Annotated in this window: 17 protein-coding genes and 1 pseudogene; 5 read left to right on the forward strand and 13 right to left on the reverse strand. The window is 73.3% G+C overall.

Going from position 1 to position 25,880, the window contains the following annotated elements:
- Positions 1 to 75: 75 nt before the first annotated feature.
- From WME96_RS22050 to nuoE, 7 genes are read right to left on the reverse strand one after another with little or no spacing between them, the layout of a single operon-like run.
- On the reverse strand, positions 76 to 1,602 hold the full coding sequence (locus WME96_RS22050) for an NADH-quinone oxidoreductase subunit N (RefSeq protein ID WP_433937479.1): 1,527 nt from the start codon (positions 1,600 to 1,602) through the stop codon (positions 76 to 78).
- The gene (locus tag WME96_RS22055) at positions 1,599 to 3,623 is read right to left on the reverse strand and encodes a complex I subunit 4 family protein (protein WP_437292066.1); all 2,025 of its coding nucleotides are present in this window, start codon (positions 3,621 to 3,623) and stop codon (positions 1,599 to 1,601) included. Before WME96_RS22055 ends, WME96_RS22050 begins: the two co-directional genes overlap by 4 nt.
- Positions 3,620 to 6,112, reverse strand: a complete 2,493-nt coding sequence (gene nuoL, locus WME96_RS22060; protein WP_437292067.1) for an NADH-quinone oxidoreductase subunit L — start codon at positions 6,110 to 6,112, stop codon at positions 3,620 to 3,622. The genes WME96_RS22055 and nuoL overlap by 4 nt, the downstream gene beginning before the upstream one ends.
- 55 nt (positions 6,113 to 6,167) lie before the next feature.
- Positions 6,168 to 6,479, reverse strand: coding sequence for an NADH-quinone oxidoreductase subunit NuoK (gene nuoK / locus WME96_RS22065; RefSeq protein WP_061618490.1), 312 nt, complete (start codon positions 6,477 to 6,479; stop codon positions 6,168 to 6,170).
- On the reverse strand, positions 6,476 to 7,129 hold the full coding sequence (locus tag WME96_RS22070; RefSeq protein ID WP_437292068.1) for an NADH-quinone oxidoreductase subunit J family protein: 654 nt from the start codon (positions 7,127 to 7,129) through the stop codon (positions 6,476 to 6,478). The genes nuoK and WME96_RS22070 overlap by 4 nt, the downstream gene beginning before the upstream one ends.
- A complete protein-coding gene (nuoF, locus tag WME96_RS22075) occupies positions 7,126 to 8,478 on the reverse strand; it encodes an NADH-quinone oxidoreductase subunit NuoF (RefSeq protein ID WP_437292069.1) in 1,353 nt (450 codons plus the stop codon). Before nuoF ends, WME96_RS22070 begins: the two co-directional genes overlap by 4 nt.
- A gap of 4 nt (positions 8,479 to 8,482) precedes the next feature.
- The gene (gene nuoE / locus WME96_RS22080; protein WP_434048636.1) at positions 8,483 to 8,965 is read right to left on the reverse strand and encodes an NADH-quinone oxidoreductase subunit NuoE; all 483 of its coding nucleotides are present in this window, start codon (positions 8,963 to 8,965) and stop codon (positions 8,483 to 8,485) included.
- A gap of 799 nt (positions 8,966 to 9,764) precedes the next feature.
- On the opposite strand from nuoE, the pseudogene WME96_RS22085 reads away from it, so the two are divergent.
- The 3 genes and pseudogenes from WME96_RS22085 to WME96_RS22095 form a co-directional block, all read left to right on the forward strand.
- Positions 9,765 to 9,830, forward strand: a pseudogene (locus tag WME96_RS22085) (zinc-ribbon domain-containing protein); the annotation flags it as partial.
- 45 nt (positions 9,831 to 9,875) lie between these two features.
- A complete protein-coding gene (locus WME96_RS22090; protein ID WP_437292451.1) occupies positions 9,876 to 11,201 on the forward strand; it encodes a hypothetical protein in 1,326 nt (441 codons plus the stop codon).
- Between the two features lie 56 nt (positions 11,202 to 11,257).
- Positions 11,258 to 11,707: a DUF2752 domain-containing protein gene (locus WME96_RS22095; RefSeq protein WP_437292070.1), complete on the forward strand. Its 450-nt coding sequence runs from the start codon at positions 11,258 to 11,260 to the stop codon at positions 11,705 to 11,707.
- A gap of 43 nt (positions 11,708 to 11,750) precedes the next feature.
- Here WME96_RS22095 and WME96_RS22100 read toward each other — a convergent pair whose 3' ends face one another.
- Both WME96_RS22100 and WME96_RS22105 read right to left on the reverse strand, forming a co-directional pair.
- Positions 11,751 to 12,317: a hemerythrin domain-containing protein gene (locus WME96_RS22100; RefSeq protein WP_437292071.1), complete on the reverse strand. Its 567-nt coding sequence runs from the start codon at positions 12,315 to 12,317 to the stop codon at positions 11,751 to 11,753.
- A 207-nt stretch (positions 12,318 to 12,524) separates the two neighbouring features.
- Positions 12,525 to 13,595 (reverse strand): serine/threonine-protein kinase, encoded by a 1,071-nt coding sequence (locus WME96_RS22105; RefSeq protein WP_437292072.1) that lies wholly within the window; start codon positions 13,593 to 13,595, stop codon positions 12,525 to 12,527.
- A gap of 321 nt (positions 13,596 to 13,916) precedes the next feature.
- On the opposite strand from WME96_RS22105, the gene WME96_RS22110 reads away from it, so the two are divergent.
- The gene (locus WME96_RS22110; protein WP_437292073.1) at positions 13,917 to 14,471 is read left to right on the forward strand and encodes an exonuclease domain-containing protein; all 555 of its coding nucleotides are present in this window, start codon (positions 13,917 to 13,919) and stop codon (positions 14,469 to 14,471) included.
- Positions 14,472 to 14,608: 137 nt separating this feature from the next.
- Here WME96_RS22110 and WME96_RS22115 read toward each other — a convergent pair whose 3' ends face one another.
- Together WME96_RS22115 and WME96_RS22120 are read right to left on the reverse strand one after the other, a co-directional pair.
- Positions 14,609 to 17,083, reverse strand: a complete 2,475-nt coding sequence (locus WME96_RS22115) for a hypothetical protein (RefSeq protein ID WP_437292074.1) — start codon at positions 17,081 to 17,083, stop codon at positions 14,609 to 14,611.
- A 34-nt stretch (positions 17,084 to 17,117) separates the two neighbouring features.
- Positions 17,118 to 19,079: a hypothetical protein gene (locus WME96_RS22120; protein WP_437292075.1), complete on the reverse strand. Its 1,962-nt coding sequence runs from the start codon at positions 19,077 to 19,079 to the stop codon at positions 17,118 to 17,120.
- A gap of 170 nt (positions 19,080 to 19,249) precedes the next feature.
- Here WME96_RS22120 and WME96_RS22125 point away from each other — a divergent pair, with 170 nt between their 5' ends.
- Positions 19,250 to 19,951 carry an HAD family hydrolase gene (locus tag WME96_RS22125; RefSeq protein WP_437292076.1) on the forward strand — a complete coding sequence of 234 codons (702 nt, stop codon included), beginning with the start codon at positions 19,250 to 19,252 and terminating at the stop codon, positions 19,949 to 19,951.
- An 8-nt stretch (positions 19,952 to 19,959) separates the two neighbouring features.
- On the opposite strand, the gene WME96_RS22130 is transcribed toward WME96_RS22125, so the two are convergent.
- Positions 19,960 to 21,177 (reverse strand): AAA family ATPase, encoded by a 1,218-nt coding sequence (locus WME96_RS22130; protein ID WP_437292077.1) that lies wholly within the window; start codon positions 21,175 to 21,177, stop codon positions 19,960 to 19,962.
- Positions 21,178 to 21,956: 779 nt separating this feature from the next.
- On the reverse strand, positions 21,957 to 25,844 hold the full coding sequence (locus WME96_RS22135) for a class I tRNA ligase family protein (protein ID WP_437292078.1): 3,888 nt from the start codon (positions 25,842 to 25,844) through the stop codon (positions 21,957 to 21,959).
- Positions 25,845 to 25,880 lie beyond the last annotated feature (36 nt).

The raw sequence follows: 25,880 nt of genomic DNA on the forward strand, positions 1-25,880 counted from the left end.
ACCGTCGCAAGCGGCGGTGGCGTCATCGCCATACGAGTTGGCAGCCCGGCGATACCGCCGGGCGGTCCGCTTTGCTCAGTGGGAAGCGAGAACCGCGCGGACGGCGATGCCCAGGGAGGTCGTCGGCCAGATACCGAGGACCATCACCAGCACGGCGGACAGGACGAGGGCCGCGTTGACGTAGCCCGAGCGCATCGGCCGGGCGATCGGCGCGCCCGGCGCCGGCTCGCGCATGTACATGTACACGAGCACCCGCAGGTAATAGTAGGCCGACAGCACGCTGTTGAGCAGCAGCGCCACGGACAGCGTGTACAGCTCGGCGCCCATCGCCGCCTTGACGATGTACAGCTTGCCGAAGAAGCCCGCGGTCGGCGGCACGCCCGCCAGCGAGAGCAGGAACAGCGAGAACGCGAGCGCCGCCACGGGGTGCCGCTTGCCGATGCCGGCGAGATCCTCGTAGCTCACCGCCTCGGCGCCGCGGCTGCCGCAGAGGATGAGCGTGCCGAAGGCGCCGACCGTCGAGACCGTGTAGGCGAGCAGGTAGAACATCACGCTCGCCTGCGCGTCCTCGCTCGACCGCACCGCCGCCGCCACGCCGACGAGCAGGTAGCCGGCGTGGGCGATGCTCGAGTAGGCGAGCATCCGCTTCACCGACTCCTGCCGGCCCGCGATGAGGTTCGCCACCGTCATCGTGAGCAGCGCCATCACCGCCACCGCCGGCGGCCAGCCCGCCGCCCACGACGAGAGCGCCGGGCCGCCGAACGCGCCGAGCAGCACGCGCAGCAGCGTCGCGAACGCCGCGCCCTTCACCGCCACCGCCATGAACGTGGTGGCCGGCGTCGGGGCGCCCTCGTACGCGTCGGGCGTCCACATGTGGAACGGCACCGCGCTCACCTTGAACGCGAGCCCGACCAGCATCAGCGCCGCCCCGATGAGCAGCAGCGCCGGGTTCGGCGCCTTGTCCCCCGTCGCGGCCGCGATGGTGTCGCGGATCCCGGCGAGGTCGGTGTGCCCCGTCGCCCCGTAGATCAGCGCGCCGCCGTAGAGCAGCAGCGCCGCCGCGAACGAGCCGAGCAGGAAGTACTTGATCGCCGCCTCGCTGCTCCGCGGCGACGTCCGGCGGAAGCCGGTCAGCGCGTAGGCCCCGAGCGACATCGTCTCCAGCCCGAGGAACAGCGTCAGCAGGTCCCCCGCGCCGGCGAGGATGATCGCGCCGACCGTCGAGAAGGTCAGCAGCGGGTAGAACTCCCCGCGGTCGAGCCGGTGCTCCGGGAGGTACCCCCCCGCGAGCAGCGCCGCCAGCGCGCCGCCGAGGCAGAGGACGAACGAGAAGAACAGCGTGAAGCGGTCGATGATCAGGTAGGGGGCGAGCGCGTCGACCCCGTCGAGCGTCTCGGGGCCGACGAACCCGACCGCGCCCGAGAACACCGCCCCGGCGAGGAGCGTGATCGCGGTCCCGAGCGCGATGTCGGACGAGGGGCCCGAGAGGCGGTCGTGCGACTCCTCGCGGCGGTGCGAGAACGCCTCCGCGAGCATCAGCAGCGTCCCGCCGAGCGTGATCACGAGCAGCGGCGAGACGGCGAGGAAGATCCCGTAGCTCATCGCGCCGCCTCCTCCCCGCGCGCCGCGACCTTGCCGTCGGTCTGACGGTCGCGACGATCGCTCCGGGCCTGCTCGTCCCCGCCCGCCCCCGGCGCGCCCTCACCGGGCCGCAGCACGGGCGCCCCCTTGAGGAACGCGGGGGAGAACGTGTCCTCGGGCAGGAGCTTCGCGTTCCGTTCGTCCGCGAAGAGGATCGCCTGCCCGGAGACGACCTTGAACTGGTTGTAGGTAAACAGGACCGACTCCTTCATCCGATCGAGGAAGATCGCAGGGAACAGGCCGATCACGAAGATCATCAGGACCAGCGGCGCGAGCGCGAGCGCCTCGCGGGGCGTGACGTCGGGCAGGTGCTTGTTCTTCGGGTTCGTGAGCGGCCCGAAGAACATCTTCTGCACGACGCTCAGCATGTAGACGGCGGCGAGGATGACGCCCGCCGCGGCGCCCACCGTGTGGATCCCGCTGAACGTCCCGAGGCGCTCGGAGGCGTACGTGCCCATGATGATCATGAACTCGCCGATGAACCCGTTCGTGCCGGGCACGCCGACGGAGGCGAACGTCACGATCAGGAAGAGCGTCGCGTAGACCGGCATCACCTTGGCGAGGCCGCCGAACTCGGAGACCTGCCGGGTGTGGCGCCGGTCGTAGATCACGCCGACCAGGAGGAAGAGCGCGCCGGTGGAGACGCCGTGGTTCACCATCTGGAGCACCGCGCCCTGGATCCCGCTCGGCGTCACGCCGAAGAGCCCCAGCATCACGTAGCCCAGGTGGGCGACCGACGAGTACGCCACGAGGCGCTTCACGTCGGACTGCTTCCAGGCGACGAGCGCGCCGTAGATCACGCCGCCGAGGATCGCGATGCCCGCGAGGTTCGCCGCCAGGCTGGAGGCCGGCCCGGGGAAGAGCCCCATCGAGAAGCGCAGGTACGCGTACGTCCCGATCTTCAGCATGACCGCGGCCAGGATCACCGAGCCGCCGGTCGGCGCCTGCACGTGGGCGTCCGGCAGCCACGTGTGCACCGGCCACATCGGCACCTTGATGAAGAACGCGATCGAGAACGCCCAGAAGCAGAGCATCTGGGTGCTGCGCGGCAGCACCACGCGCGAGAGGGCGAGGTAGTCGAACGTGTAGGCGCCCGTGAGCTTCTGGTTCGCCCACACGAGGTACACGATGCCCGCGAGCATCAGCATCGAGCCCGCCATCGTGTAGATGAAGAGCTTGACCGCGGCCTTGATCTTCTCGACGCCGCCCCAGATGCCGATCATCACGAACATCGGCACCAGCATCAGCTCCCAGAAGAGGAAGAACAGGAACAGGTCGAGCGCGACGAAGGCGCCGAGCATCGCCCCCTGCAGGAACAGGAGGCAGAAGCAGAGCTCCTTGATCCGGCTCTTGATCGAGCCGAACGACGCGTACGCCGCGATCGGCGCGATGAACGTCGTGAGCAGGACGAGCCAGAGGCTGATCCCGTCGATCGCGACGTGCCACCGGATGCCGAGCGACGGGATCCACTCCTTGATCGACTGGAAGTGCCAGCCCGCCGTCATCGGCACGCTGAGCAGCCAGAGCGACGCCAGGAAGCCCGCGCCGAGCACCGCGAGCGTGAAGCCCCGGAGCAGCGAGAGCATCTGCCGCGGCACGAACAGCACCGCCGCGGCGCCCACGAACGGCAGGGCGATCAGCACGTTGAGGAGCGACGACCACTCCCCGGACGTGTCCACCGCGGCGGCCGGCGCGTCCGATGGCCAGAGCCACTGCACGCCGAGGACGGTGAGCGCCGCGACGAGCCCGAGGCCGACCCGCTGCCACGCGGTGTACCCGCCGGCGTGGGCCGCGCCGTGAGCGTGGTCGTCGCCGTGGTGGTCGTCGTCGCCGTGGTGATCGTGACCGCCGTGGTGGTCGTCATCCCCATGGGCGCCGTCGCCCGCGTGGGCGCCGTGCCCGTCGCCGCGCGGCAGGAGCGCTCCGACGACGCCAGCGGCGAGCGCCGGCCAGGTTTGGGTTACGAGGTCGAGCGCGCTCATCGCAGGCCTTTCGTCTGCTCCGCCGGGGTCGTCCCCGGGGCGGGCGTGGCACCGTTCGGGACCAGCATAGTGGTCGGGTCGGTGGGGTTCTTGCGGCCCTGCGGCCTGGAGAACGAGAAGGTCTCGGTCGCCTCGCGGTCGAAGGCGTTGCGCACGCGGAGCACGACGTCCTTCGTCTCGCCCGGCTCGACCTTCACCGTGACGTCGGTGGCCTCGGAGAAGTCACCCGACTGCAGGCCGGGCGCCTCCCAGCGGTACCGGTAGCCGAGCCCCGGCGCCGCCGAGAGCCTCACCTCGCCCGACCGGCGCAGATCGGCGTCGTCGACGTGCGCGTCGGCGTGCGGCTTGACCATGAACCAGCCGACGCCGGCGAGGCCGATGACCATCGACGCGGCGTACACCTGCACGCGGCCCGTCTGGAGCGCGCGCAGCACCGTGCCGAAGAACCCGACCACCGCGGCGGAGAGCTTCGCGATGACGCCATCGATGATCCACTTGTCCGCCATCGTGAAGATGTCGGCCAGGGCGTCGACCATGCCCACGACCGTGGCGTTGTAGAGCTCGTCGATCCGCCACTTGTCGTAGATGAGCCCGTGCAGCCGCGGGAACTGCTGGGCGAAGCGCCGCTCGGGCTCGCCGCGCCGGTTCCAGTACACGAGCATCGCCAGGCCGATGCCGGCGAAGCACGCCGCCACGCCGGGCAGCATCATCGCCCACATCAGCCCCTTCGCAGACTCGCGCTCCACCACCGCGCGCGACGTCATCGAGAACACCGGCTCGAGCAGGTGCGCGAGCGGCGCGAACGCGTGCGAGTGGGTGAGGTGCACGAGCGGCTCCGCCATCAGGAAGCCGGCGAAGACCGACAGCGCCCCGAGCACGATGAGCGGGATCGTCATCGGCAGCGGCGACTCGTGCGGCACCGGCCCCTCGAGCTTCTCGCCCGGCGCGTGCGCGTGGTGATCGTCGTGGTGGCCGTGCGGGTGCGGATCCTTCCAGCCGCGCACGATCGTCCAGCCGCGGAACTCGCCGTGGAACGTCAGGAAGTACGCGCGGAACATGTAAAAGGCGGTCATCGTCGCGGCGATGATGCCGACGGTGTAGATCGCCGGGCCGAGCCAGTCGGGCCACTGCCACACCGGCTGCCCGCGCGTCGAGACCGACTCGATCCGGCTGGAGAAGGCGCGCCACAGGATCTCGTCCTTCGACCAGAACCCGGCGAACCCGGGGAAGCCCGCGATCGAGAGGCACGCGAGGAGGAAGGTCCAGCGCGTCAGGGGCATGTACTCCCTGAGGCCGCCCATGTTCCGCATGTCCTGCGACTGGTCGGTGTCGTGGATGCGCGCGTGCATCGCGTGGATCACCGAGCCGGCGCCGAGGAAGAGGCAGGCCTTGAAGAAGGCGTGCGTGAGGACGTGGAAGAAGCCGGCCGCGAACGCGCCGACGCCCACGCCGATGAACATGAACCCGAGCTGGCTCACCGTGGAGTAGGCGAGCACCTTCTTCAGGTCGTTCTGGAAGAGCCCGATCGAGGCCGCGAAGATCGCCGTGAGCACGCCGGTCACCGCGACCACCGCCATGGCGAACGGCGACAGGACGAACACCGCCGAGAGCCGGGCCACGAGGTAGACGCCCGCGGTCACCATCGTCGCGGCGTGGATGAGCGCGGAGACCGGCGTCGGGCCGGCCATCGCGTCCGGCAGCCAGACGTAGAGCGGGATCTGCGCGCTCTTGCCGGCGCAGCCGAGGAACAGCGCGAGCCCGATCAGCGTCGAGGCGTACACGAGCACCGGCTGCGACGGGACGATGAAGCTCAGGAAGCCCGGCACCGTGTCGGCCGACATGTTGCCGATCGGCCAGACCTTCACCGCGGACAGCAGGTTGCCCGCGTTCGCGGCGATGCCGTCGAAGTTCAGGGTGCCCGAGTAGTAGGCGAGCATGGCCATCGCGACGAGGAGGCCGAAGTCGCCGATGCGGTTGACGACGAACGCCTTCTTGCCCGCGCTCGCGTTCTTGTCGTCCTTGAACCAGAACCCGATGAGCAGGTAGCTGCACATGCCGACGCCCTCCCACCCCACGAAGAGGACGGCGAGGTTGTCGGCCATGATCAGCACGAGCATCGAGAAGCAGAACAGGTTCAGGTACGCGAAGAACCGGTAGTAGCCCGGGTCCTCGCGCATGTACGCGGACGAGTAGAGGTGGATGAGGAAGCCGACGCCGGTGACGACGAGGATCATCGTCCCGCTCAGGCCGTCGACGCTGAAGGCCACGTCGATCGGGATCGACTGGCCCATCCGGCCCGTGATCGAGAACCAGCGCCAGGCCGTCCAGCTCAGCTTGCCGCCCTCGTGCGGGAGCATGAGGAACGTCGTCACGGCCGCCAGGAAGGCGCCGCCGAGCGCGGCGAGCGCCATCAGCCGGACCGCGTCCTTGCCGAGCCGCTTGCCGAACAGGCCGTTCACGAACGCGCCGAGCGCCGGCAGGCCGAGCACCACCGCGAGCAGCGCGAACTCGGACGCGGGGAATAAGACTCTCAGGGCTTCCACGCTAACTCCTCAGGAGATCGGCGTCGTCCGAGCGCATCGTCTTCCGGATGCGGTAGAACGCGAGCACGATCGCGAGACCCACGGCGGCTTCCGCCGCCGCGATGGCGATGACGAAGAAAGTGAAGATCTGCCCGGCGTGATCCTGCGGGTGCACCCGGTTGTACGAGACGAGCGTGAGGTTCACGGCGTTGAGCATCAGCTCGATGCTCATCAGCAGGACCAGGAGGTTCCTGCGCAGCAGGAAGCCCACCGACCCGATCGCGAACAGCACCGCCGCGACCACGAGGTAGTACTCGATGGGGACGGAGATCATGACTTCGGCTCCTTCGTCGACAGGGTGAAGTGGCCCGTGAGGGCGCCCGGCTGCGCGTCCGGCGTCGCGACGTCCCGCACCGGGACCTGATCGCGCGGATCCGGCGACGCGGGCGCGGCCGGCAGCAGCGTGGGATCGACCTGCTTGCCGCGGGCGACGGCGACGGCGCCGATCACGGCGACGAGGAGCAGCGCGCCCGAGAGCTCGAAGGGCACGATCCCCTTCGTGAAGAGCTCGTGCCCGAGCGCGTCGATCGTCCCGAGCGACTCGGGGGCGGGCGGCAGGGCCGTGACGCCGGGCTTGCCGGCGCTCGCCGTGAGGACCAGCGCGCCCAGGGCGCCGACGGTGAAGACGCCGGCGCCGATGTAGCGCGGCACCGCCGTGCGCGCGTCGCGCGGCGACGTCGCCGACGGGCCGAGGAGCATGATCACGAAGAGGAAGAGGATGACGACCGCGCCCGCGTACACGAGGATCTGGATCGCGGCGAGGAACTCCGCGGCCAGCATCAGGTAGAGGCCCGCGATGCCGACGATCGACGTGAGCAGCCCCATCGCGCCGCGGATCGGGTTCCGCGCCGCGACCGTGGCCAGGCCGCCGAGGAGGACCAGCAGCGACGCCAGCCCGAAGAAGGCGAATTCGAAGATTTTCACGGCGAGAGCACCCCTGTCGACGACCGGCCCTTGGTCTGTATGTACGCCTCGAACTCCTTGCGGAACTTCCGCAGGAAGCCGAGCGCGGGCATCGCCGTTCCCTCGCCGAAGGCGCAGATGGTGTTGCCCATGATGTTGTCGGCGATCTCGTGCAGCCGATCGAGCTCCTCGATCGTCCCCTCTCCGTGCACGATGCGGTCGAGGATCCGGTGGATCCACGCGCTGCCCTCGCGGCACGGCGTGCACTGGCCGCACGACTCGTGGCGGTAGAAGCGCATCAGGTTGTGCATCGCGAGGACGGGGCACGCCTTGTCGCTGAGCACGATGGCGCAGCAGGTCCCGAGCATCGTCCCGAGCGCGCGGAACGTATCCACGCCGAGCGGCACGTCGAGCACGCTCTGGCCGTGCCACGGGTGGAGCGGCGACTTGTCGCTCGGCGCGTTCACGACCTCGTCGGCGCGCAGGATCGGGCACGACGAGCCGCCCGGGATGACCGCGAGCAGGTTGCCGTGCTTCACGCCGCCGGCGAAGTCGTAGATCATCTCGCGCAGCGTCACGCCGACGCACGCCTCGAAGATCCCCGGGTTGTTCACGTGGCCGCTCACGCCGAAGAGGCGACAGCCGCCGTCCTTCAGGTGGTGCAGCGCGGAGAGCTTCGAGAAGTTGTCGCCGCCGAGCTCGAGCGCCGTCGGAACCGCGGCGATCGTCTCGAGGTTGTTCACGGTGGTCGGCATCCCGAACGCGCCGAACTGCGCGGGGAACGGCGGCTTGAGCCGCGGCTCGCCGCGCTTGCCCTCGAGCGAGTTGAGCAGCGACGTCTCCTCGCCGCAGATGTAGGCGCCGGCGCCCGTGTGGACGTAGACCTCGACGGGGTAGTCGATCCCGAACGGGCGCTTGCCGAGGTAGCCCTTGGCGCGCGCCTCCTCGATGGCCTCCCAGAGCCGCGCCTTCGAGAGGTGCAGCTCGTCGCGCACGTAGATGTACGCGGCGTGGGCGCCGATCCCGAAGCAGCCGATGATGCACCCCTCGACGACCGAGTGGGGGTTCTTCTCCATCAGCGTCCGGTCCTTGAACGTCCCGGGCTCGCCCTCGTCGGCGTTGATGACGAGGTAGTGCGGCCGCTCGGGCTTCGGGGGCCACGGCATGAAGCTCCACTTCACGCCCATGGCGAAGCCGGCGCCGCCGCGGCCGCGGATGTTGGCCGCCTTCATCTCCTCGACGAGCGCCTCGCGCGTCATCCCGAGGGCGCGCTTCGCCTGCTGGTAGCCGCCGCCCTTCTCGTACACGGCCAGCTTGTGGCCGTCGGGCTTGTCGTAGTTCTTGGTCAGGTAGCGCGTCAGCCGGAGCATCTCGTCACCTCGTCAACCGATCGAGGATCGCGTCCACCTTCTCGAGCGTCAGGCCCTCGTGGTAGTCGCGATCGACCTGCATCATCGGGGCGGTGCCGCACGACGCGAGGCACTCTGCGGTGCGCAGCGTGACCCTGCCGTCCTGCGTGGTCTCGCCCACCCGGATCCCGAGCCGCTTCTCGCAGTGGTGCAGCACCGCGTCCGCGCCGTTGAGCGCGCAGCTCAGCGTCCGGCAGACCCAGACCTGGTGCTTGCCCACGGGCTCCTTGTTGAAGAGCGTGTAGAAGGTCGCGACGCCCTGCACGTGCGCCGTCGGGAGGCCGAGCTGCTCGGCGACCCAGCGGAGCACCCGCCCGGAGACCCACCCTTCCTGGCTCTGGCAGAGGTGGAGCACCGGGATGCACGCGGCCTGGCGGTTCGGATAGCGCGCGAGGATCTTCTCGAACTCGACCTTCCGGTCGGCGCTGAGCGCAAAATCTTCGGTCATGTCGGCTGTTGGCACGGTCCGCTGGCTCCCTGGGCGCGCCGCGGTCGCGGCGTGCCCGCTTCGACATGCAGTGGGGGACCCCGCAACGCGGGTCCCTTCCAAGCGAGGGGTTCGCCCGGAGAGCCGGGCGTCACCTCGTGCGCCTCCTGTGGAGAGGCGCCCACCGGAGGCGGACAGCCCCGCGCACCGGTGGCCGGGCATTCGGTTATCCGTCGCACGGAGCCGTTCCCGAGGCGCGGGCACGCTAGTGAGCGACGGTGGTCACTGTCAAGGCGCGCCGGGGGGAAACCTCCGGCGAATAACAGAAAGGGTTCCGCTGCCCAAGAAAGGTGGTGCCTGGAGCACACGGCGAGCCGGCCGGCCCGCCACGGCCGGGGCGCGGCGCGGCGGGCGAGGCTTCGCTGGCGCGTCGACGCGAGCGCGAGGGTCGCGATGCACCCCAGCAAATCCGGGGGGTTGAGTGTTCATCCTTCGAGGAGCTCCGCCGGCGGGCGGGGCGCTCGCGCAACGGCTGCGCGAGCACGTCGCGCGACGTCTGCGTGAGGTGCTCGCTGCAGACGTCGTGCGCGACGTGCTCGCGCACGGCGCAGGGTGAGACGCGCGCGTGGCGCTCTCACCGCGTCCCCTGGAGAGAACTCCCTGGGTTTTCTGGCGGAGAACGCGTAGCCTCGGTCGCGTCCGCAGCGTTCTTCGTCTTTCACTTGAGAACGGGAAGGCGCTTCAACTACCCTTCGCGCCCATTACAACGCGCGCAGGGCGCGGACATGCGGTGCAGCGAACCCCCCTCCGGAGGTGGTGCGTGTTCTGTCCGAATTGTGGGACGCAAAACTCGGAAACGGCGTCCACGTGCACGAAGTGCGGCTTTAACCTGAAGGGAGCGGCCGCGCCGAAGTTCAAGGGCACCATGCTGATGAGTCAGCCCTCCGGGGCGGGCGCGGCGGGCCAGCGAGCCCCGGGGGCGCCTCCGCCTCCGGCGCCGCCCGCCGGCGCCCCGCCGGGTATGCCCGCGATCCCGAGCCCGCCGCAGGGCCTCGCCGGCACGGTGGTCGGTGTCCCCCCGGCGGGGCTCGGCGCCTCGGCCGGGCCTCCCCCTGCCCCGCCTCCGCCCGGGATGGGCTACGGGTCGCCGTCCGCCCCGCCGCAGCAGCCGTCCGGCCCCGCCTTCGGCGGCGCGGCCGCGAGCCCGTCGGGCGGCTACGCGCCGTTCGGCCAGCAGCCGAACCAGGGCGTGAACCCGCTCGGCGGCACGATGGCGATCGACCAGCTCCCCGGGTACACCGGTCCGGGCGGGCAACCGCAGCCAGGCGGCCCGCAGCCCGGCGCGTTCCCGCCGCCCGGCGGCAGCTACGGCCAGCCCCCGCAGGGCGCGGGCGGCAATCCGTTCGGCTCGCCCCCTGGCCAGGATCCGATGGGCGGCCCCGGCGGCGCGCCTCCCGGCTACGGCCAGCCCCCGGGCTACGGCCAGCAGCCCGGCTACGGCCAGCAACCTGGTTACGGCCAGCAGCCCGGCTACGGCCAGCAGCCCGGCTACGGCCAGCCCCCGCAGCACAGCGCGAGCGGCTACGGTCCGCCTCCGGGCCAGGATCCGCAGGGTGGCTACGGCGGCAGCCCTCCGGGCGGCGGCTACGGCAGCCCCCCGGGCGGCGGCGGCTACGGCAGCCCTCCTGGCGGCGGCGGTTACGGCAGCCCCCCCGGTGGCGGCGGCTACGGCGGCCCCCCGGGCGGCGGCTACGGCAGCCCGCAGGGTGGCGGCTACGGCAGCCCGCAGGGCGGCTACGGGTCGCCCGCGCCGGGGACGAACGATCCGGGCGCCTACGGCGGCGCGTCGCCTGCCGGCGGCCCGCTCGCGACGGCCGGTCAGTTCGGGCAGGGCGGCGGCAACCTGGGCGCCTACGGCGGCGGCGGCGCGCTGGCCGTGCGGGGCGAGACGCGCAACCCGATCACGGTCTGCGTGATCGGCATGGTGTGCTTCGTCTACGCCATCTGGCAGCTCTGGGCGATGCTGAACGAGCTGCAGCAGGCGACGAAGGACCCCGAGTTCAAGCCCTGGTACGTCTTCATCCCGCTGCTCAACTACTACTTCCTCTGGGTGAAGGTGCCGGAGCAGGTGACCCGGGCCAAGCAGATGGCCGGCTCGCGCAACCCGCAGGCCGAGGGCATCGTGCTCTACATCTTCCTCCCGCTCTACGCCCTGGCGAAGGACCTCAACGAGGTCTGGGACCCGAACGCCGCGTGAGCGCGCGGTGAGCGCGCGCTAGACCAGCGGTCCACCCGCGCCGCCGCCCTCCTCCGTTGTCCTGTCCGCCTGACGCCCCTGCGCCCGCTCCACCGGCACCGTCCCGGTGGAGCGCGGCGACCCCGTGCGGCCGCGCGGCGCGCGTCGGCGCGATCGCGGCGCTCGCCGGGCTGCTCGTCGCGTGCGGCGTCCCGCTCTGCCCGTTCGCGATCGTCACCCGCCACCCCTGCCCCGGCTGCGGCCTCACGCGCGCGACCCTCGCCCTCGCGCAGGGCCGCGTGGCCGAGGCGCTGCACTTCCACCCGCTCTCCCCGATCATGGCGCCGCTCGTCATCGCCGCGATCGCGTACAACGCGGCGGTCTACGTGAAGGACGGCCGCATCGCGGCGACCGAGGCGGTGCAGGGCGCGTGGGTGACGCGGCTCGGCGTCGCGCTGGCGGTCCTGATGGTCACCGTCTGGGTGGCGCGCTTCCTCGGCGCGTTCGGCGGCCCCGTCCCCGTGTGAGCGCGGCGCGGGCGCGCCGTCCGCTGGCGAGCGCGCCGTCCGCTCACTCGCCGCGGACGCGCAGCGCCTCGCCGCGCCGCCGCGCCATGGGGCGGAGGGCGCGCCCGGCGTGGGTGCCGCGCCGCGGCCACCCGCGCTGCGGCCGCACGAGCGGGACGCCCACGGAGACGCCGACGCGCAGCAGCACCTCGTACGCGCGCTCGAGCTCGCAGCCGATCACGTCGAGCTGCTCGTCCGTGAGCCCGCGCTTCGCCCTCGGAAAGAGGACGCCCTCCTCCTCGTCGGCGTGGTCGACGAACACCTCCCGCAGCAGCTTGAGGCGCGCCTCGAAGCGCACGTCGGTCGCGCGCGTGCGCAGCAGGTTGTCGGCGGCGAAGCGCGCCAGCCCGTGCTTCTCGTACGCCTCGTGGAGCGGCTTCCTGTCGCCGCCCATCCGCTCGGCACACACCGGATAGAGGTACGTCTCCTCGATCCGTACGTGCGCGTCGATCATCCGGGAGAGCTGCGCGACCATCGACGTCCGGAGCCCCGGGCTGGGCTCGGCGGCGATGCGCGCCATCAGGGCGCTGAGTTCGAGGTGCTGCTGCTCCAAGAGATCGAGTGCGTCCATGGGGTTCCCCTCGCGTGAAGCTCACCGCGCCGCGTCGCCGCCCTTGGGCAGCGCTTGCACAGCCCGCGCGCGGTGCTGCGCGGCGCCGTGCAGGCGGCACCGTCATGGCAAGGAGCGGGCCGCCGCGCGGCGAGCGCGCCGCGCGCGCCGACACCCCACACGTTCGCCGGGCGCGGGGGCCGTGCCCGGGCGCCGGCGGGCGCGGGGCTACGCCCGGGCGGCGGCGAGCGCGGCGCGCATCGCCGAGGCGCCGGCGAAGCGGTGGTCGGGGTGCTTGGACAGGGCGCGCGCCAGCACCTCGTCGAGCACGCGCGGGACGTCACGGCGCTCGCGCCGGAGGGGCACGGGCGCGGAGCGCACGATGGCGACGAGCACGTCGAGGTCGCCCCGACCCCGGAAGGGGAGCTTGCCCGAGAGCGCATAGTAAATGAGCAGCGCGGCGGCGAACAGGTCGCTCCGCTCGGTGATCGCGCGGCTGCGCATCGCCTGCTCCGGCGACATGAACAGCAGGGTGCCCACGAGCGACCCGGGGCTGTCCGGCGTCACGCCGTCGCCCGTGTCGACGCCGGGCTCGTGCGCGAAGCCGAGATCGATGAGCTTGACCGTCGGCGCCCCCTCCCCTGCCCCGGCGCCAGGCGCCTCGTCGACGAGCAGGATGTTGCCCGGCTGGAGATCGCGGTGGACGACCTTCGCCGCGTGCATGGCCGCGAGGCCGGCGAGGATCTGGTCCGCCAGGGCGAGCGCGCGGCCGATCGGCAGCGGGCCGCTGCGCCGCACCTCCTCGCCCAGCGTGACCCCCTCGAAGAGCGGCATCAGGAAGAACGGCCGCCCGTCGGAGAGGCGCCCCTCGCCGAGCACAGGGCAGACGTTCGGGTGATCGATGCGGCGGGCGAGCCGCACCTCGCGGGCGAACCGGCTCTCGATGCCGCGGTCCCCGGCGTGCGCGCGCCGGAGCACCTTGAGCGCCACGGCCTCCCCCGTCGCGACGCGGCGGGCCGCGTAGACCGCGCCCATCCCCCCCTCGGCGATGAGCCGCTCGATGTGCAGTCCCTGCTCTGTACGGCCGACGAGCGGATCGACCGCGGCAGTCCCACACGCCGGCCGCCCCCCCGCCGCGCCGGCCCGCGCCGCGGGGCGCGCCTTCTCCGCCGCCGCGCCGGCCCGCGCCTCCTCCGCCGCCTCACGGCCCCGGCCCGCGTGGCGGACGATGCCGGAACGGGGAGGCCGCCGTCGGTCCGTCGCGGCCTCGCGGTCGTCGGCGGCCGGTTCGGGGATCACCTCAGCGAGCGCGGTCCGGTCCCAGGCTGAGCCGGGTGAGCGCTGGAGCTGGCAGCCAGGATTCACTCGAAGAACCTCGTCAGAAATTACCTGACGAGTGTCCATGGTCCACGCCCTCCAGGCAAGCGGATTGGCGACCGAAACGACCGATCCGCGCCCGGTGCCCATCGCGCTTATGTCCCGTATCTACTCAGTTTTTGCCCGGACAAAGCGAACCGCCCGAGGCGTTTTCGGACTGTCGGGCAAATCCTGAATGAATTTGCGTCCCCATCCCCGTTACGATGACAGCACACCCATCACGACATGTAGGGACAACGCTGGATGGCGAAGCGTCTTGATCTCATCCTCGTGATCGACGTCGAATCGACCTGCTGGGACGGCGACCCGCCGCGGGGCGAGGAGAACGAGATCATCGAGATCGGCGTGTGCACGCTGGAGGTCGGCTCGGGCCGGCGGCGCGACCGACGGTCGATCCTCGTGCGCCCGGAGCGCTCGCGCGTCAGCCCGTTCTGTACGTCGCTCACGACGCTGACGCAGGCGGACGTCGACGCGGGCGTCTCGTTCAAGGAGGCGTGCGCGCTCCTGCGGGGCGAGCTCAAGGCGCAGGACCGCCTCTGGGCGAGCTACGGGGACTACGACCGGCGCATGTTCGAGCGACAGTGCCAGGCGCGCGGCGTGCCGTTCCCGTTCGGGCCGAGCCACCTCAACGTGAAGACCCTGTTCGCGGTGGCGCGCGCGCTGCCGCGCGAGGTCGGGATGGCCGAGGCCCTGGAGCGCGTGGGCCTGCCGCTCGCCGGGACTCACCACCGGGGCGGCGACGACGCCTACAACATCGCGGGCCTGCTCGCGCACCTCCTGCTGGCCGCGCGGCGCTGACGCCCGGCGCGCCGGGCGCTCACGCGATCGGCGCCGCCTCGTCGAAGGCGCGGCGCTGACGCCCGGCGCGCCGGGCGCTCACGCGATCGGCGCCGCCTCGTCGAAGGCGCGGCGCTGACGCCCGGCGCGCCGGGCGCTCACGCGATCGGCGCCGCCTCGGGCACGTCGGGCCGCTCCCCCGCGGCCTCGCCGGCCGGCGGGGCGCCGGCCGAGGCGCCGTCGCGCCAGCCGCGCTCGCGCTCCGCGTCGCCGAGCGCGGCCGCGCCGGCCGCGGCGGGCGGCACCGTCGCCGCGGCGAGGAGGTACGTGAGGCCGGCGCCGAGCAGCAGGGCGCTGTAGCCGAGGTTCATCGCGCACAGCGCGCCGAGGGCCATCGCCGCCGCGCCGGCGAGGGCCGAGAGCGCCCAGCACAGGGGGAGCAGCGCCGGCGCGGCCGCGGCGACGAGCTTGACCCCGAGCGGCACGAGCGATCCCGCGAGCAGGCCGAACGCCGCGAGGAGCACGACCGCGAGCAGCGCGCGCGGGAAGGACGCGAGCCCGAGGCTCCATCGCGCGAGCGGGACGAGCCCCACCGCGCCGAGCGCCGCGGCGGCCGCGAGCGCCTCGGCCACCCTCGCCGAGGCCCCGGCCGCGGCGCTCGGCGCCACCCGGGCGGTGAGCAGGCCGCCCAGGCCCGCCGAGACAAGGAGGATCACCAGGGCGGCCGGGAGCTCGTGCGAGGGCAGGTCGAGCAGCAGGAGCGCGTGCCGGAAGACGGCGAGCTCCACCAGCGCGAAGCCAGCGCCGATCGCCGCGAAGAACGCGAGGGCGCGGGCGCGGGGCGGCGGGGGCGCCGCCGCGCCGGTCGCGGGGGCCGCCGCGTCCATCGCGGGAACCGCCGCGGCGCCGCGCCGGAGGGCGCGGCCGGCGCGCGCCGCGAGCCGCGGGAGCAGCGCGGCGATCGCGAAGAGGACGGACGCGACGGCGAGCAGCGCCGAGAGCGCGAACAGGCCCGTGTGCTCGGCGCGGAGCGCCTTCCAGTCGACGAGCACCGCGGGCAGGCGGCGCGGCGGGACGGCGTAGGAGAAGAACGGCCTGTCGTCGGTCGGCGGCGTGAGGTCGCTCGTCGCGTCGGGCGCCGCCGCGCGCGCGTCGGCCGCCGCGGCGAGCCGCGCGCGGGTCGGGGTCTGCGGGCGGTCGGGGGCGAACGCCTCCGCGAGCTTGTGCCTGCGGCAGTGGCGGCGGAGCGCGTCGATGTCCTCGCGCGCGAGCGGCGTGCGCCGGGCGAGGAGCGCGGTCCGCTGCGCGGCGCTGCACGCGAAGAGGTGGTCCTTCGGCTCGGCCGCGCCCGCGCGGCGCAGCGCCGCGGCCGTGAGGGCGAGCAGGCGATCGAGGTCGCCCTCCGGCCGGCTCACGACGAGCGTCCCCTCGGGCAGCAGGCGCGCGAGGAAGTCGCCGAGGCCCTCGACCGTGGCGAGCCGGCTCTCCGACAGCGCGAGCGCGCCGGTAGCGGCCGCCTCCGCGATCTCGGGCGACGGGATCACGATGTTCCTGAAGAGCAGCGGCGTGCGCCGGGCGAAGCTCCGCGCGTCGCCCAGCTCGAGGCGGACCTCCGGCTTGTCGTAGAGGCGGCCGCTGAACTCGGCGTACTTCCCGCGCATCAGCGCGACGACGGCGCGATCGCTCTCCACCGCGACGACGTCCTTCTGGCCGGCCTTGAGCGCGGCGCGCACGTCGCGCCCGCCGCCGGCGCCGACGACGAGCGCGGGGCCCTGGTCCCGGTGGAGCGCGTAGGCGATGTCCTCGGGCTGGGGCGGCGGCGTCGCCTTCGCGTCGAGGATCGGGCTCGCCGCGACCCCGTCGATCCGCAGCATCGCCGCGCCGGCCCGCGGGCGGTCGACCGTGATCAGCGAGCGCTCGCTCCAGGCCTCGAGCTCGGTCCGGTCGGGGGTGGTCCGCCGGAGGCCGGCGAGCCGGAGCCACGGGGCGCCGACGTCGCCGGCGAGGAGCACGACGCTGCCGAGCACGAAGGTCGCGACGAGGCCGCCGGGGGCCCGCTGCTCGCCCTCGCGGCGCGACCCGAGGAAGAAGAAGACGCCCGCCACGGCGAAGAAGATCGCCGCCGCGAGCGCGGCGCGGGGCGCGCCGGCGCGGAGCGCGGCGGCCGCCGCGAGCCCGCCGAGCGACCCGCCGACGAGGTCGAGCAGGTAGAGGCGGGGCATCTCGGCGGCGGCGTGCCGGATCGCGGCCGCGAGCGCGAGGCCCGAAAGGGCGAACGGGACGGTGCACGCGGCGTAGACCAGCGCGAGCCACGGGAGCGACCCCGGCGCGGAGACCGACGCCGGCCCGGGCTGCGCGACCAGGATGATCGCGGCGAGCGTCGCGCCCGACGCGAGCGCGGAGAGCGCCGCCATGCGGGCGAAGAGCGCGGGCGGGCGGACGAGCGACGGGGCGACGTAAAGCAGCGCGCCGCCGAGGCCGGCGCCGACGAGCGACAGCGCGAGCGTGACGAACGCGTGCGGCTGCCCGAACAGCGCCCCGTGGATCCGCGTGAGCGCGATCTCGAGCAGGACCGTGGCGCACGCGAGGGCCGCGACGCCGCTGAAGAGGCCGCTCCGTTGGCAGACGCGCATGGGCCCGCTCCTACCACAGCGCGCCGCGGCCGCCTCACCTCTCTCGACCGAGCGGCGCGAGCGGCCAGGGCGCGAGCAGGGGCACGGGCCCGCTCGGCCGGAACCCGGTCGCCCCGCCCGGCCCCTGCGGCGCGGCCGCCGCGGCGCCGCCCGGCGGGGCTCCCGCGGCGCCGTCCGGGACCCCGGCGGCGCCGCGCGGCGCGGGCGCGCGCGATCCGGCGGCGAGCGCGCCCCCGCCGCGCGGCGCGCCGCTCTGGCGGATCGCGCGCGCGCACTCGTCGACCGTGAGGCGGCGCGGTCCGTAGGCCGAGGCGTTGGCCGCGTCGGCGTCCATCAGCCGGGTCGGGGTGTCGATGCCGAAGTCGTCCGGGTGCCCCGGCTCGTCGAGCAGCACGTGCCCGAGCTCGTGCGACAGCGCGAACGAGGCGCGATCGGCGCGCAGACCGGCGCGGTCCTCGATGATCGTGTTCCGGATCGCCCCGCCGTCCGCGAAGATGAACGACTCGCCGATCCGCCCGCCGCCCGCGAAGCTCGGGACCATCACGACGTCGACGGTGGCGGGGTCGCCGTCGTCGAACGCCTTGAGCAGCGCGCGCTCCTCGACGGTGCCGGCGATCGCGTCCGTGTCGCTGAAGTGCTGGAGGCCGTCGTCGAGCTCGACGGCGCCGATGCACGCGGTGAGCGTGGCGTCGGTGCTCAGCGCGCCCGACGCCGGCGGCTCGATCGTCGCGAGCGCGCCGCCCGGCCGCCGCACGAGCACGTCGGTGGTCCCGTGGGCGCCCGCGCCGATGACGGGGTTGTCGGAGAGGCGCACCGAGAACCCCGCGGCGGCGATCGCCGCGGCGACGGCGCGGGCGGCGGCGTCGGGGCGCATGCGGGGCGCGATGGTCGCGGTCACCTCGTGGCCGTCGACGCGGACGCGGATCGCGCCGCCGCTGGCCGGGAGCCCGTGGTCGCAGCCGATCGCGAGAAGGTGGGGCCGCGGGGGGTCGACGAACGAGATGTCGAGCTCCTCCGGCGGGCCGAAGCTCACGCCGCACGCGCCCCACAGGGCGTTCGCGCGCTCGACCTCCGCGCGCGCGATCGCGACGGCGCCCGCGTCGTCCCCGCCCATGGGCGGCGGCCCGCCCGCGCGCGGGCGCACCATGAGGATCCGGAGGCGCGCGCGCGTGCGCCCGAGGGGCCCGAGCGGCGAGGTGCGCGGGCCGGCGATGCGGATCATCTGGAGCTTCGGCCCGCCGGGCAGGGCGACGACGAGCGCGCCGCCGACCTCGCCCTTCACGGAGCGGTCGGCGATCATCGGGTGGTTGCGATCGATGTCGTCCGCGACCGCGCGGAGGGGGCGCGTCGAGCCGCACACGAGGCCGGGCGGGACGTCCTCGGGGCACGGCACGTGGCCGAGCGGCACGCTGGCGAGGCGGTCGATCACCTTGCCGGACGGCGCCGCGGAGTGGACGTCGAGGGTCAGCGGCACGTCGTCCGGCGCGCCGATCACGAGCAGCCGGATCGCGTCGGGGTCGTCGAGGTTGCCGAACGGATCGTCGCCGAGCCGGTCCGGGGGCGTGCGCTGCAGCGAGGCGTGGGAGCGCGCCATGTCGATGCGGCGTCCGGCGCCGTCGATCGCGCGGATCTCGAAGGCGCTGATCGCCACCGTCGTTCCGGCGAGCGCGATCTCGCTCCGCCCGGCGCGGGTCGCCTGGAGCTCGACGCGGCGGGCGTTCGCGGCGATCGCGCTGCCGGGCTGGACGGGGCTGCCGTCCACGAGGAGCCGCACGCCGGCGGGGATCGTCGCGGGCGCCGCGCCGCGCGGCATGCGCAGCGCGAGCAGATCCGGCGAGGGCGGCACGCGCGGCTGCTCGCCGTCGGGCACGCCGTCGGCGTCGTCGTCGTCGAGATCGGCCACGAGCAGCGCGGGCCCGGGCTCCGCGGCGGCGGAGCTGGCCGGGCCGACGAGGGCGCCGAGGAGGACCGAGAGTGCCGTCAGCCGCCGGTTCATGATCGCATCGCCCTGCCCGCTCGCCCCCCTCGGTCGAGTCTATCGCGCCTTCGGTCGAGCGCCGCCCGCGCCCGCGCGGCGAGCGCCGTCGCACGGGCGGGCGTGGTGCGCGCGGGCCGTCGGGAGCCCTCCGATGGCGGTGCGTCCAGCCCCGCACAACGTGCTGCCTCGTGGTCAGCGTCAGCGCGGTCATTTTCGATGTCGACGGGACGATCCTCGACACGGTCGACCTGCACGCGGCCGCCTGGCAGCTCGCCTTCCGCCGGTTCGGCCGCGAGGTCTCGCTGGAGCGGCTGCGGCGCCAGATCGGCAAGGGCGCGGGCGAGCTCTTGCCGGTGTTCCTGTCGCCCGAGGAGATCGGCTGGATCGGCGCCGGCGTCGCGTCGCTGCACGACGAGCTCTACGGGCGCGAGCTCCTCCCTGGCGCGCGCGCCTTCCCGGGGGTGCGCGCGCTGCTCGAGCGCGTCGCGCGCGACGGGCGCCGGATCGTCCTCGCCTCCTCGACGCCGCGCGGCGAGCTCGACGCGAGCGTCGCGCTCGCCGGGGTGGGCGATCTGGTCTCGTGGACGGTGTCGGCGGACGACGTGGAGCGATCGAAGCCGCACCCGGATCTCCTGGAGGCGGCGCTCGACCGGCTGGGCAGCGTCGATCCGCGCGAGGTCGTCCTCGTCGGCGACGCCCCGTCCGACGCCGAGGCCGCGGCGAAGCTCGGGATCCTCACGGTGGGGCTCCTCTGCGGAGGCTTCCCCGAGATGGAGCTGCTCGAGGCCGGTTGCGCGGCGCTCTACCGCGATCCCGAGGACCTGCTCGCGCGGTACGACGCCTCGCCGCTCGCGCCGCTCGCGCCGCTCACGCAGCGGCTCGTTTCGTAGCCGGCGGCTCAGGAGGCACCGGGGGCGTGCTCGGCGCGCGCGGCGCGGGCGCGCTGGCTCTCCGGGGCAGCGAGCTGCTCGCGCAGGGCTCTCCGCTGCGGCTCGTCGACCGTGGACGCGGCGGTCGAGCCGTCGCGGAGCTCCACCGCGTAGACGGCGTCGAGCGGCAGGAGGTCGAGCAGCGCGGGGCTCTCCGTCGTGAGCAGGAGGTGCCGCTGGGCGGAGGCGCCGCGCAGGTACTCGAGGAGCGCCGGCAGCGCGCCCCGGTCGAGGCCGGCGTCGGGGTGCTCGAAGCCGGCGAGCACGAGCGGGGGCTCCTGCGAGAGCGCCGTGACCATGGCGGCGAGCCTCAGCGTGGCGTCCGGCTCGTCGGCGGCGGCCCGCCAGCGCTCGCGCCCGTCGCCGTCGATGCCGTGGCGCAGCTCCGGGACGAGGAGCCCGCCGGACGAGACGGCGCGGGCGCCGTCGACGTCGCCGATCACCTGCGACAGCCCGGCGAGGAAGTCGTCCTTCCAGCGCTCCTTCTCGACCGCGCGGAGGACGGAGCCCCAGTTGTCGCCGCTCGCGCGGAGGCGCCGGGAGGCGCTGAGCTTCTGGGGCGCGCGGAGGGTGCGCGGCGCGAGGGAGTAGAGGACGGCGCGGCGCAGCTCGTCGAGCATCGGGGTGAGCGGTCCGTCGGAGAGCAGCGGCAGGACGAGCCTCGCGCCGCTCACGGCGATCGGCGCGACCCCGCGGTAGGCGAGCGTGCCGCTGCGCCCCTTGTCCTTGCGCGAGAACCCCTTCGGGCTGCCCTTGAGCCGGTCGAACGAGACCTCGGGCGAGTCGCTGCCCGCGTCGAACACGTCGCGCAGGCCCGGCTTGACGAGCCGTGTGAGCGCGCTGCGCTGCCACCACGCGGCGGTCTCGCTCTTGACGCGGATCTCGCCGTCCCGCTCCCCCGGCTCGATCTGCACGAGCCAGAACCCGTGGCCCTCGGTCCTGGAGACCGCGACGCCGAGGGTGGTGAGCGCGCCGTCGCGGCGAGGCCGCTGCAGCGCGCCGCCGCGGCGGCTCGACGCCGCCTGGTCGAGCGCCCCGCTCGCGCACTCCGCGAGGAACCGCACAGCGTCGAGCAGGCAGCCCTTCCCCGAGCCGGGCGGGCCGACCAGCGCGGTCAGCGCCCCGAGCGTGAGCTCGAGGCCGGCCCCGATGCTGCCGTAGTTGCTGACGTAGACGTGGGTGATCATCGCGGCACGGAGCCTAGGCTCGAGGACATCCATCCCCCTTTCCGCGCTGCGAGACCGCCGGCCGGGCCGGCCGGATCGTGCTTCCGGGACGCCGGAATGGCCGCCAGGGACGCCGGAATGGCCGCCAGGGACGCCGGAATGGCCGCCAGGGACGCCGGAATGGCCGCCAAGGGCGCCGGAATAGCCGCCAGGGACGCGGGGCTGCGCTTCAGGGACTCATCGCGCTGCGCGCCAGGGACGCCGGAACAGTCGCCAGGGACGCCGGAACAGTCGCCAGGGACGCCGGAACAGTCGCCAGGGACGCCGGAACAGTCGCCAGGGACGCCGGAACAGTCGCCAGGGACGCCGGAACAGTCGCCAGGGACGCCGGAACAGTCGCCAGGGACACGCTGCCGCGCGCCAGGGACACGGGGCCGCGCGCCAGGGACATGGCGCTGCACTCCCGGGACATCCGGTGGACGGGGGAGAGGATCACTGGACGCTGCCACCGTCTCGCGACGGATAGGTCCTGACCTCAGGGCGGCTTGCCGCCCATCCCGGGCCGGCTCGACGCGGCCCTCCGTACTGTCCTGAGGATCTCCGATGCACCCCACCCGACGACGATCATCGAACGCCTCGTCAGAGATGGCCGCAACAAGAACCTTGCAGAAGGAGCGCCGCCCCCACTCGGAAAGGCAGACGCGCTCGCAGGATGGTAAGGCCCGGTACGGAATCGCGACGGCGCGCCGAGCGCCGCGCGGCGTAGATCCTGGTGATATCGCGGCTCCCCCCCGGCGCCGTCACGTCGTGCGCGCGAGCGCGATGGCGAGCGCCTCGCCGTCGACGTTGACCTCGCGCGTCTCGGCCTGCCCCCACGCCGCGGGCGCCCCGCCGAGCACGAGCTCGGCCGCCAGCGCCTCCTGCATGAGCATCTCGCGCGCCGCCTCGGCGACCTTGCGGGCGCGCTCGCTGCCGTCGAGCGCGAGCCGGATCCGCTCGGTGAAGCCGAGGTCGAGCTCCTTGCGCAGCCCCTGCACGCGGGAGAGGATCTCCCGGCCGAGCCCCTCGTCGCGGAGCGCGTCCGTGAGCGCCGTGTGCAGCACGACGACCCCCGCGCGGCCGCCGGCGGCCGCGAACCCCTCGCCCGCCTCGACCGCGACGTCGATCTCCTCGGGGCCGAGCTCGACCTGCTCGCCGTCGAGCGCGATCGCGATCTTGCCCTCGGTCGCGAGCGCCGCGCGCAGCGACGCGGCGTCGGCCTTCGCGAGGACCTGCTTCGCGAGCTGCACCTTCTTGCCGAGCTTCGGCCCGAGCGCCCGGAAGTTCGGCTTGAGCACGTAGCGGACCGCGCTGCCCTCCTCGCCGGGCTTCAGGAAGCGCACCTCGTGCACGTTGAGCTCCTCGGCGATGAGCGGCACGTGCGCGGCGACCGCCGCCGCGAGCCCCTGCTGCGACAGCACGATGTCCGCGCGCGAGAGCGGCTGCCGCACCTTGAGCTTGTTGGCCGTGCGCACCTGCAGGCCCAGCGACACGAGCTCGCGCACCGCGCGCATCTCGATCGCGAGCGGCTCGTCGATCGCGGCCGCGTCGGCCTCGGGGAACGCCACGAGGTGCACGCTCTCCGGCTGCGACGCGGGCCACGGCCGCCGCACCAGGTTCTGGTACATGGCCTCGGCGAGGAACGGCGTGAAGGGCGCGCTCAGCTTGGCGATCGCGACGAGCACCTCGTACAGCGTGAAGTACGCGTCGCGCTTGTCCTGCGCCGCCCGCACGGCGCCCGCGGAGATCTCCAGCGGATCCGTCGCCGAGGGGGCCCAGAAGCGCGCGCGGCTCCGGCGGACGTACCAGTTCGACAGCGCGTCCACGAGGTCGACCAGCCGCTGCGCGGCCTCGTACAGGTGGTACTCGTCGAGGTGCGCCGTCACCTCCCGCGTCGCCAGCGCGAGCTCCGAGAGGATCCACCGGTCGAGCAGCGACCGCTCCTTCGCCGGCCGGTAGCCGGCGCTCGCCGCGAGCGCCGCGGGCGACGTGTCCTTCGCGTCCGGATTCCCCTCGGCCGGCGAGAAGCCGTCGATGTTCGCGTAGATGGTGAAGAACGAGTAGACGTTCCGGAGCTTGACCGCGAACTCCTTCTGGTACGCGCGCACGTTCGTGAGCGAGTGGCGCGTGTTCGTCCACGGCGGGGAGGACGCGTAGAAGAACCAGCGGAACGCGTCGGCCCCGGGCGCCGGCGTCGCCGGGTCCTCGATGGTGACGCGCTCGGGCTGCGGCAGCCGGGGCACGTCGTTCGGCATCACCGAGAGCGCCTTCTGGCCCGGCGACAGGCCCAGGCGGTCGAGATCCGCGTCCGAGAGCGCGACGATCCGCCGCGGCATGCCCTTCTGCGGCCGGAGCTCCATCGCGAGCGACTGCGCCTCGCGGTCGGCGCGGTACATCCGCACCTTCGCGGCGTCGCCCGTCAGGTCGAGCCCCTCGTAGTCCTCGCGCGCGATGAGCGCCACCCCGTCCTTCGGCTGCGCGCCCTTCACGTCAGAGGCCTTCACCGCCGCGAACTCCATCCGGACGCGCTCCAGGATGACCTCGGGCGGCGTGTAGTTGCCCTTCGATTTGCTCTCCTTCTTGCCCTCGCGGTCGCAGACGTGCCCCAGCACGACGCACGTCTGGTACGGGTGCGGGTAGCTCCGGGCGCGCGACAGCCCGAGCTTCTCCTGCGTCGCCTCGTCGAAGACGAGCGTCGAGACCATCAGCAGCGAGTAGAACCAGCCGCGCGTCTGGTCGATCGCCTCGCTGATGAAGTCCGCCGGGAACGCGCGGTCGAACAGCTCCTTCGAGCCCGGCGCGTGCGGGTAGCCCCACTGCGCGAACGGCATGCTCCCGCTGTCGAACCACGCGTCGATGACCTCGGTCGCGCGCCGCATCTCGCCGCCGCACGGGGGTCTGGGGGCGGAGCCCGGCTCGCCGGGCGGGCCCCCAGCGTGGAACGGGCACGGGAACGTCACCCGGTCGATCCACGGCTTGTGGACGATGAGGTGGTCGTTCAGGCCCGGGTCCGCCTTCTTCGCCTCGTGGAAGTGGTCGAAGGCGCGCGGGTTCAGCGCCTCGATCTCGGCGACCGACGCGGGGGCGAGCTGGTGCTCCTCGTTGTCCTTGCAGATCCAGACGTTGAGCGGCGTCCCCCAGTACCGCTCGCGCGAGAGCGCCCAGTCGACGTTGTTCGCGAGGAAGTCGCCGAACCGGCCCTCCTGGATGTGCGAAGGGAGCCAGTGGATCGCGCGGTTGTTCGCGATCGCCTTGTCGATGTTGTCCCGCGTCCGGATGTACCAGGCCGGCCGCGCGAGCTGGATCAGCGGGTCATCGTCGGCGCGCCAGCAGAACGGGTACTCGTGGCGGTACTTCTCCTCGTGGACGAGCAGCCCGCGCGCCCCGAGATCCTTGATGATCAGCGGGTCGGCGTCCTTCACCCACATCCCCGAGAACGGCGTGAGCCCGGGCTCGAACGTGCCGTCCGGCCGCACCGCGCAGAGCATCGGGACCTCGCTCCCGGGCTGGAGCTCCTCGATGCGCTTCTTGTGCGCGTTGAAGTCGTCCTCGCCGAACGCGGGCGCGATGTGGACGATGCCCGTGCCGGAGTCGAGCGTCACGAAGTCCGCGCCGAGGACGACCCAGTAGAGCGGCTCTTCCCTGCCGTCCTTCCGGCGCGCCGTGGCGCCTTCGAGCGACCTCGAGAAGCCGTCGAACGGCGGGCGGTAGCGCTTGCCGATGAGGTCGCTCCCCTTGAGCTCGCGGAGCACGGGGAGGTCGCGCTTGAACTTCTTCGCGAGCTCCTCGCGCAGCGCCGCGGCGACGATGAGCTTCCCGGCCCCCGGCGCGGCCCCGCCCGCGTCGACGACAACGTAGTCGAACTCGGGCCGGACCGCGGCGTAGCCGTTCGACGGCAGGGTCCACGGGGTCGTCGTCCACGCGCAGAGCGCCGTGTCGGGCTCGTCCACGAGCGGGAACGCCACGAACACGCTGGGGTCGTCGACGGTCTTGTAGTTCGATCCGACCTCGGCCGCGCTGAGCGCCGTGCCGCCCTGCGGCCACCACCAGCAGACGCGGTGGCCTCGGTAGAGAAGCCCCTTCTTGTGGAGCTGCGAGAGCGCCCACCAGACGCTCTCGACGTAGCTCCGGTGGTAGGTGACGTAGGCGCTGTCGAGGTCGACCCAGAAACCGATCTTGTCGGTCAGGCTCTCCCACGCCTCGGTGTACCGGAAGACGGAGTCGACGCAGCGCGAGATGAACGGCTCGACGCCGTAGCGCTCGATGTCGGCCTTGCCGTGGATGCGAAGCTCCTTCTCGACCTCGACCTCGACCGGCAGGCCATGCGTGTCCCAGCCGGCCTTCCGCGGGACGTCGTAGCCGCGCATCGTCTTGTAGCGGGGGAAGACGTCCTTGACCGCGCGGGTGAGCACGTGGCCGTTGTGCGGCATGCCGTTGGCGGTCGGCGGGCCCTCGTAGAAGACGAACGTGCCCCTCGACGGGCCGGTGGCGCGGGTCTCGGCGCGGAGGGTCTTCTCGAAGATGCGGCGCTGCTTCCAGAAGGCGAGGATCTTCGCCTCGTCGGCGGGGAAGTTCAGCTCGGTCGCCACCTTGTCGAACAGGGGCTCGAGCGGGCCGTCGGTCGGTTTCTTCGAGGGGGCTTCGGACATGGCCCGGCCTAGTAGCAAGATGGGTTGCCAGCGTCG

It is taken from the genome of Sorangium sp. So ce406, from assembly GCF_051474675.1.
Taxonomy (GTDB): Bacteria; Myxococcota_A; Polyangia; order Polyangiales; family Polyangiaceae; genus Sorangium; species Sorangium cellulosum_G.

Coding starts and splice junctions, on each gene's coding strand:
- WME96_RS22115 (WP_437292074.1), bottom strand. CDS start 17,083: ATGCGCGTCTGCCAACGGAGCGGCCTCTTCAGCGGCGTCGCGGCCCTC.
- WME96_RS22055 (WP_437292066.1), bottom strand. CDS start 3,623: ATGAGCGCGCTCGACCTCGTAACCCAAACCTGGCCGGCGCTCGCCGCT.
- WME96_RS22110 (WP_437292073.1), top strand. CDS start 13,917: ATGGCGAAGCGTCTTGATCTCATCCTCGTGATCGACGTCGAATCGACC.
- WME96_RS22090 (WP_437292451.1), top strand. CDS start 9,876: ATGAGTCAGCCCTCCGGGGCGGGCGCGGCGGGCCAGCGAGCCCCGGGG.
- WME96_RS22050 (WP_433937479.1), bottom strand. CDS start 1,602: ATGAGCTACGGGATCTTCCTCGCCGTCTCGCCGCTGCTCGTGATCACG.
- WME96_RS22100 (WP_437292071.1), bottom strand. CDS start 12,317: ATGGACGCACTCGATCTCTTGGAGCAGCAGCACCTCGAACTCAGCGCC.
- WME96_RS22130 (WP_437292077.1), bottom strand. CDS start 21,177: ATGATCACCCACGTCTACGTCAGCAACTACGGCAGCATCGGGGCCGGC.
- nuoF (WP_437292069.1), bottom strand. CDS start 8,478: ATGCTCCGGCTGACGCGCTACCTGACCAAGAACTACGACAAGCCCGAC.
- WME96_RS22120 (WP_437292075.1), bottom strand. CDS start 19,079: ATGAACCGGCGGCTGACGGCACTCTCGGTCCTCCTCGGCGCCCTCGTC.
- WME96_RS22135 (WP_437292078.1), bottom strand. CDS start 25,844: ATGTCCGAAGCCCCCTCGAAGAAACCGACCGACGGCCCGCTCGAGCCC.
- nuoE (WP_434048636.1), bottom strand. CDS start 8,965: ATGACCGAAGATTTTGCGCTCAGCGCCGACCGGAAGGTCGAGTTCGAG.
- nuoK (WP_061618490.1), bottom strand. CDS start 6,479: ATGATCTCCGTCCCCATCGAGTACTACCTCGTGGTCGCGGCGGTGCTG.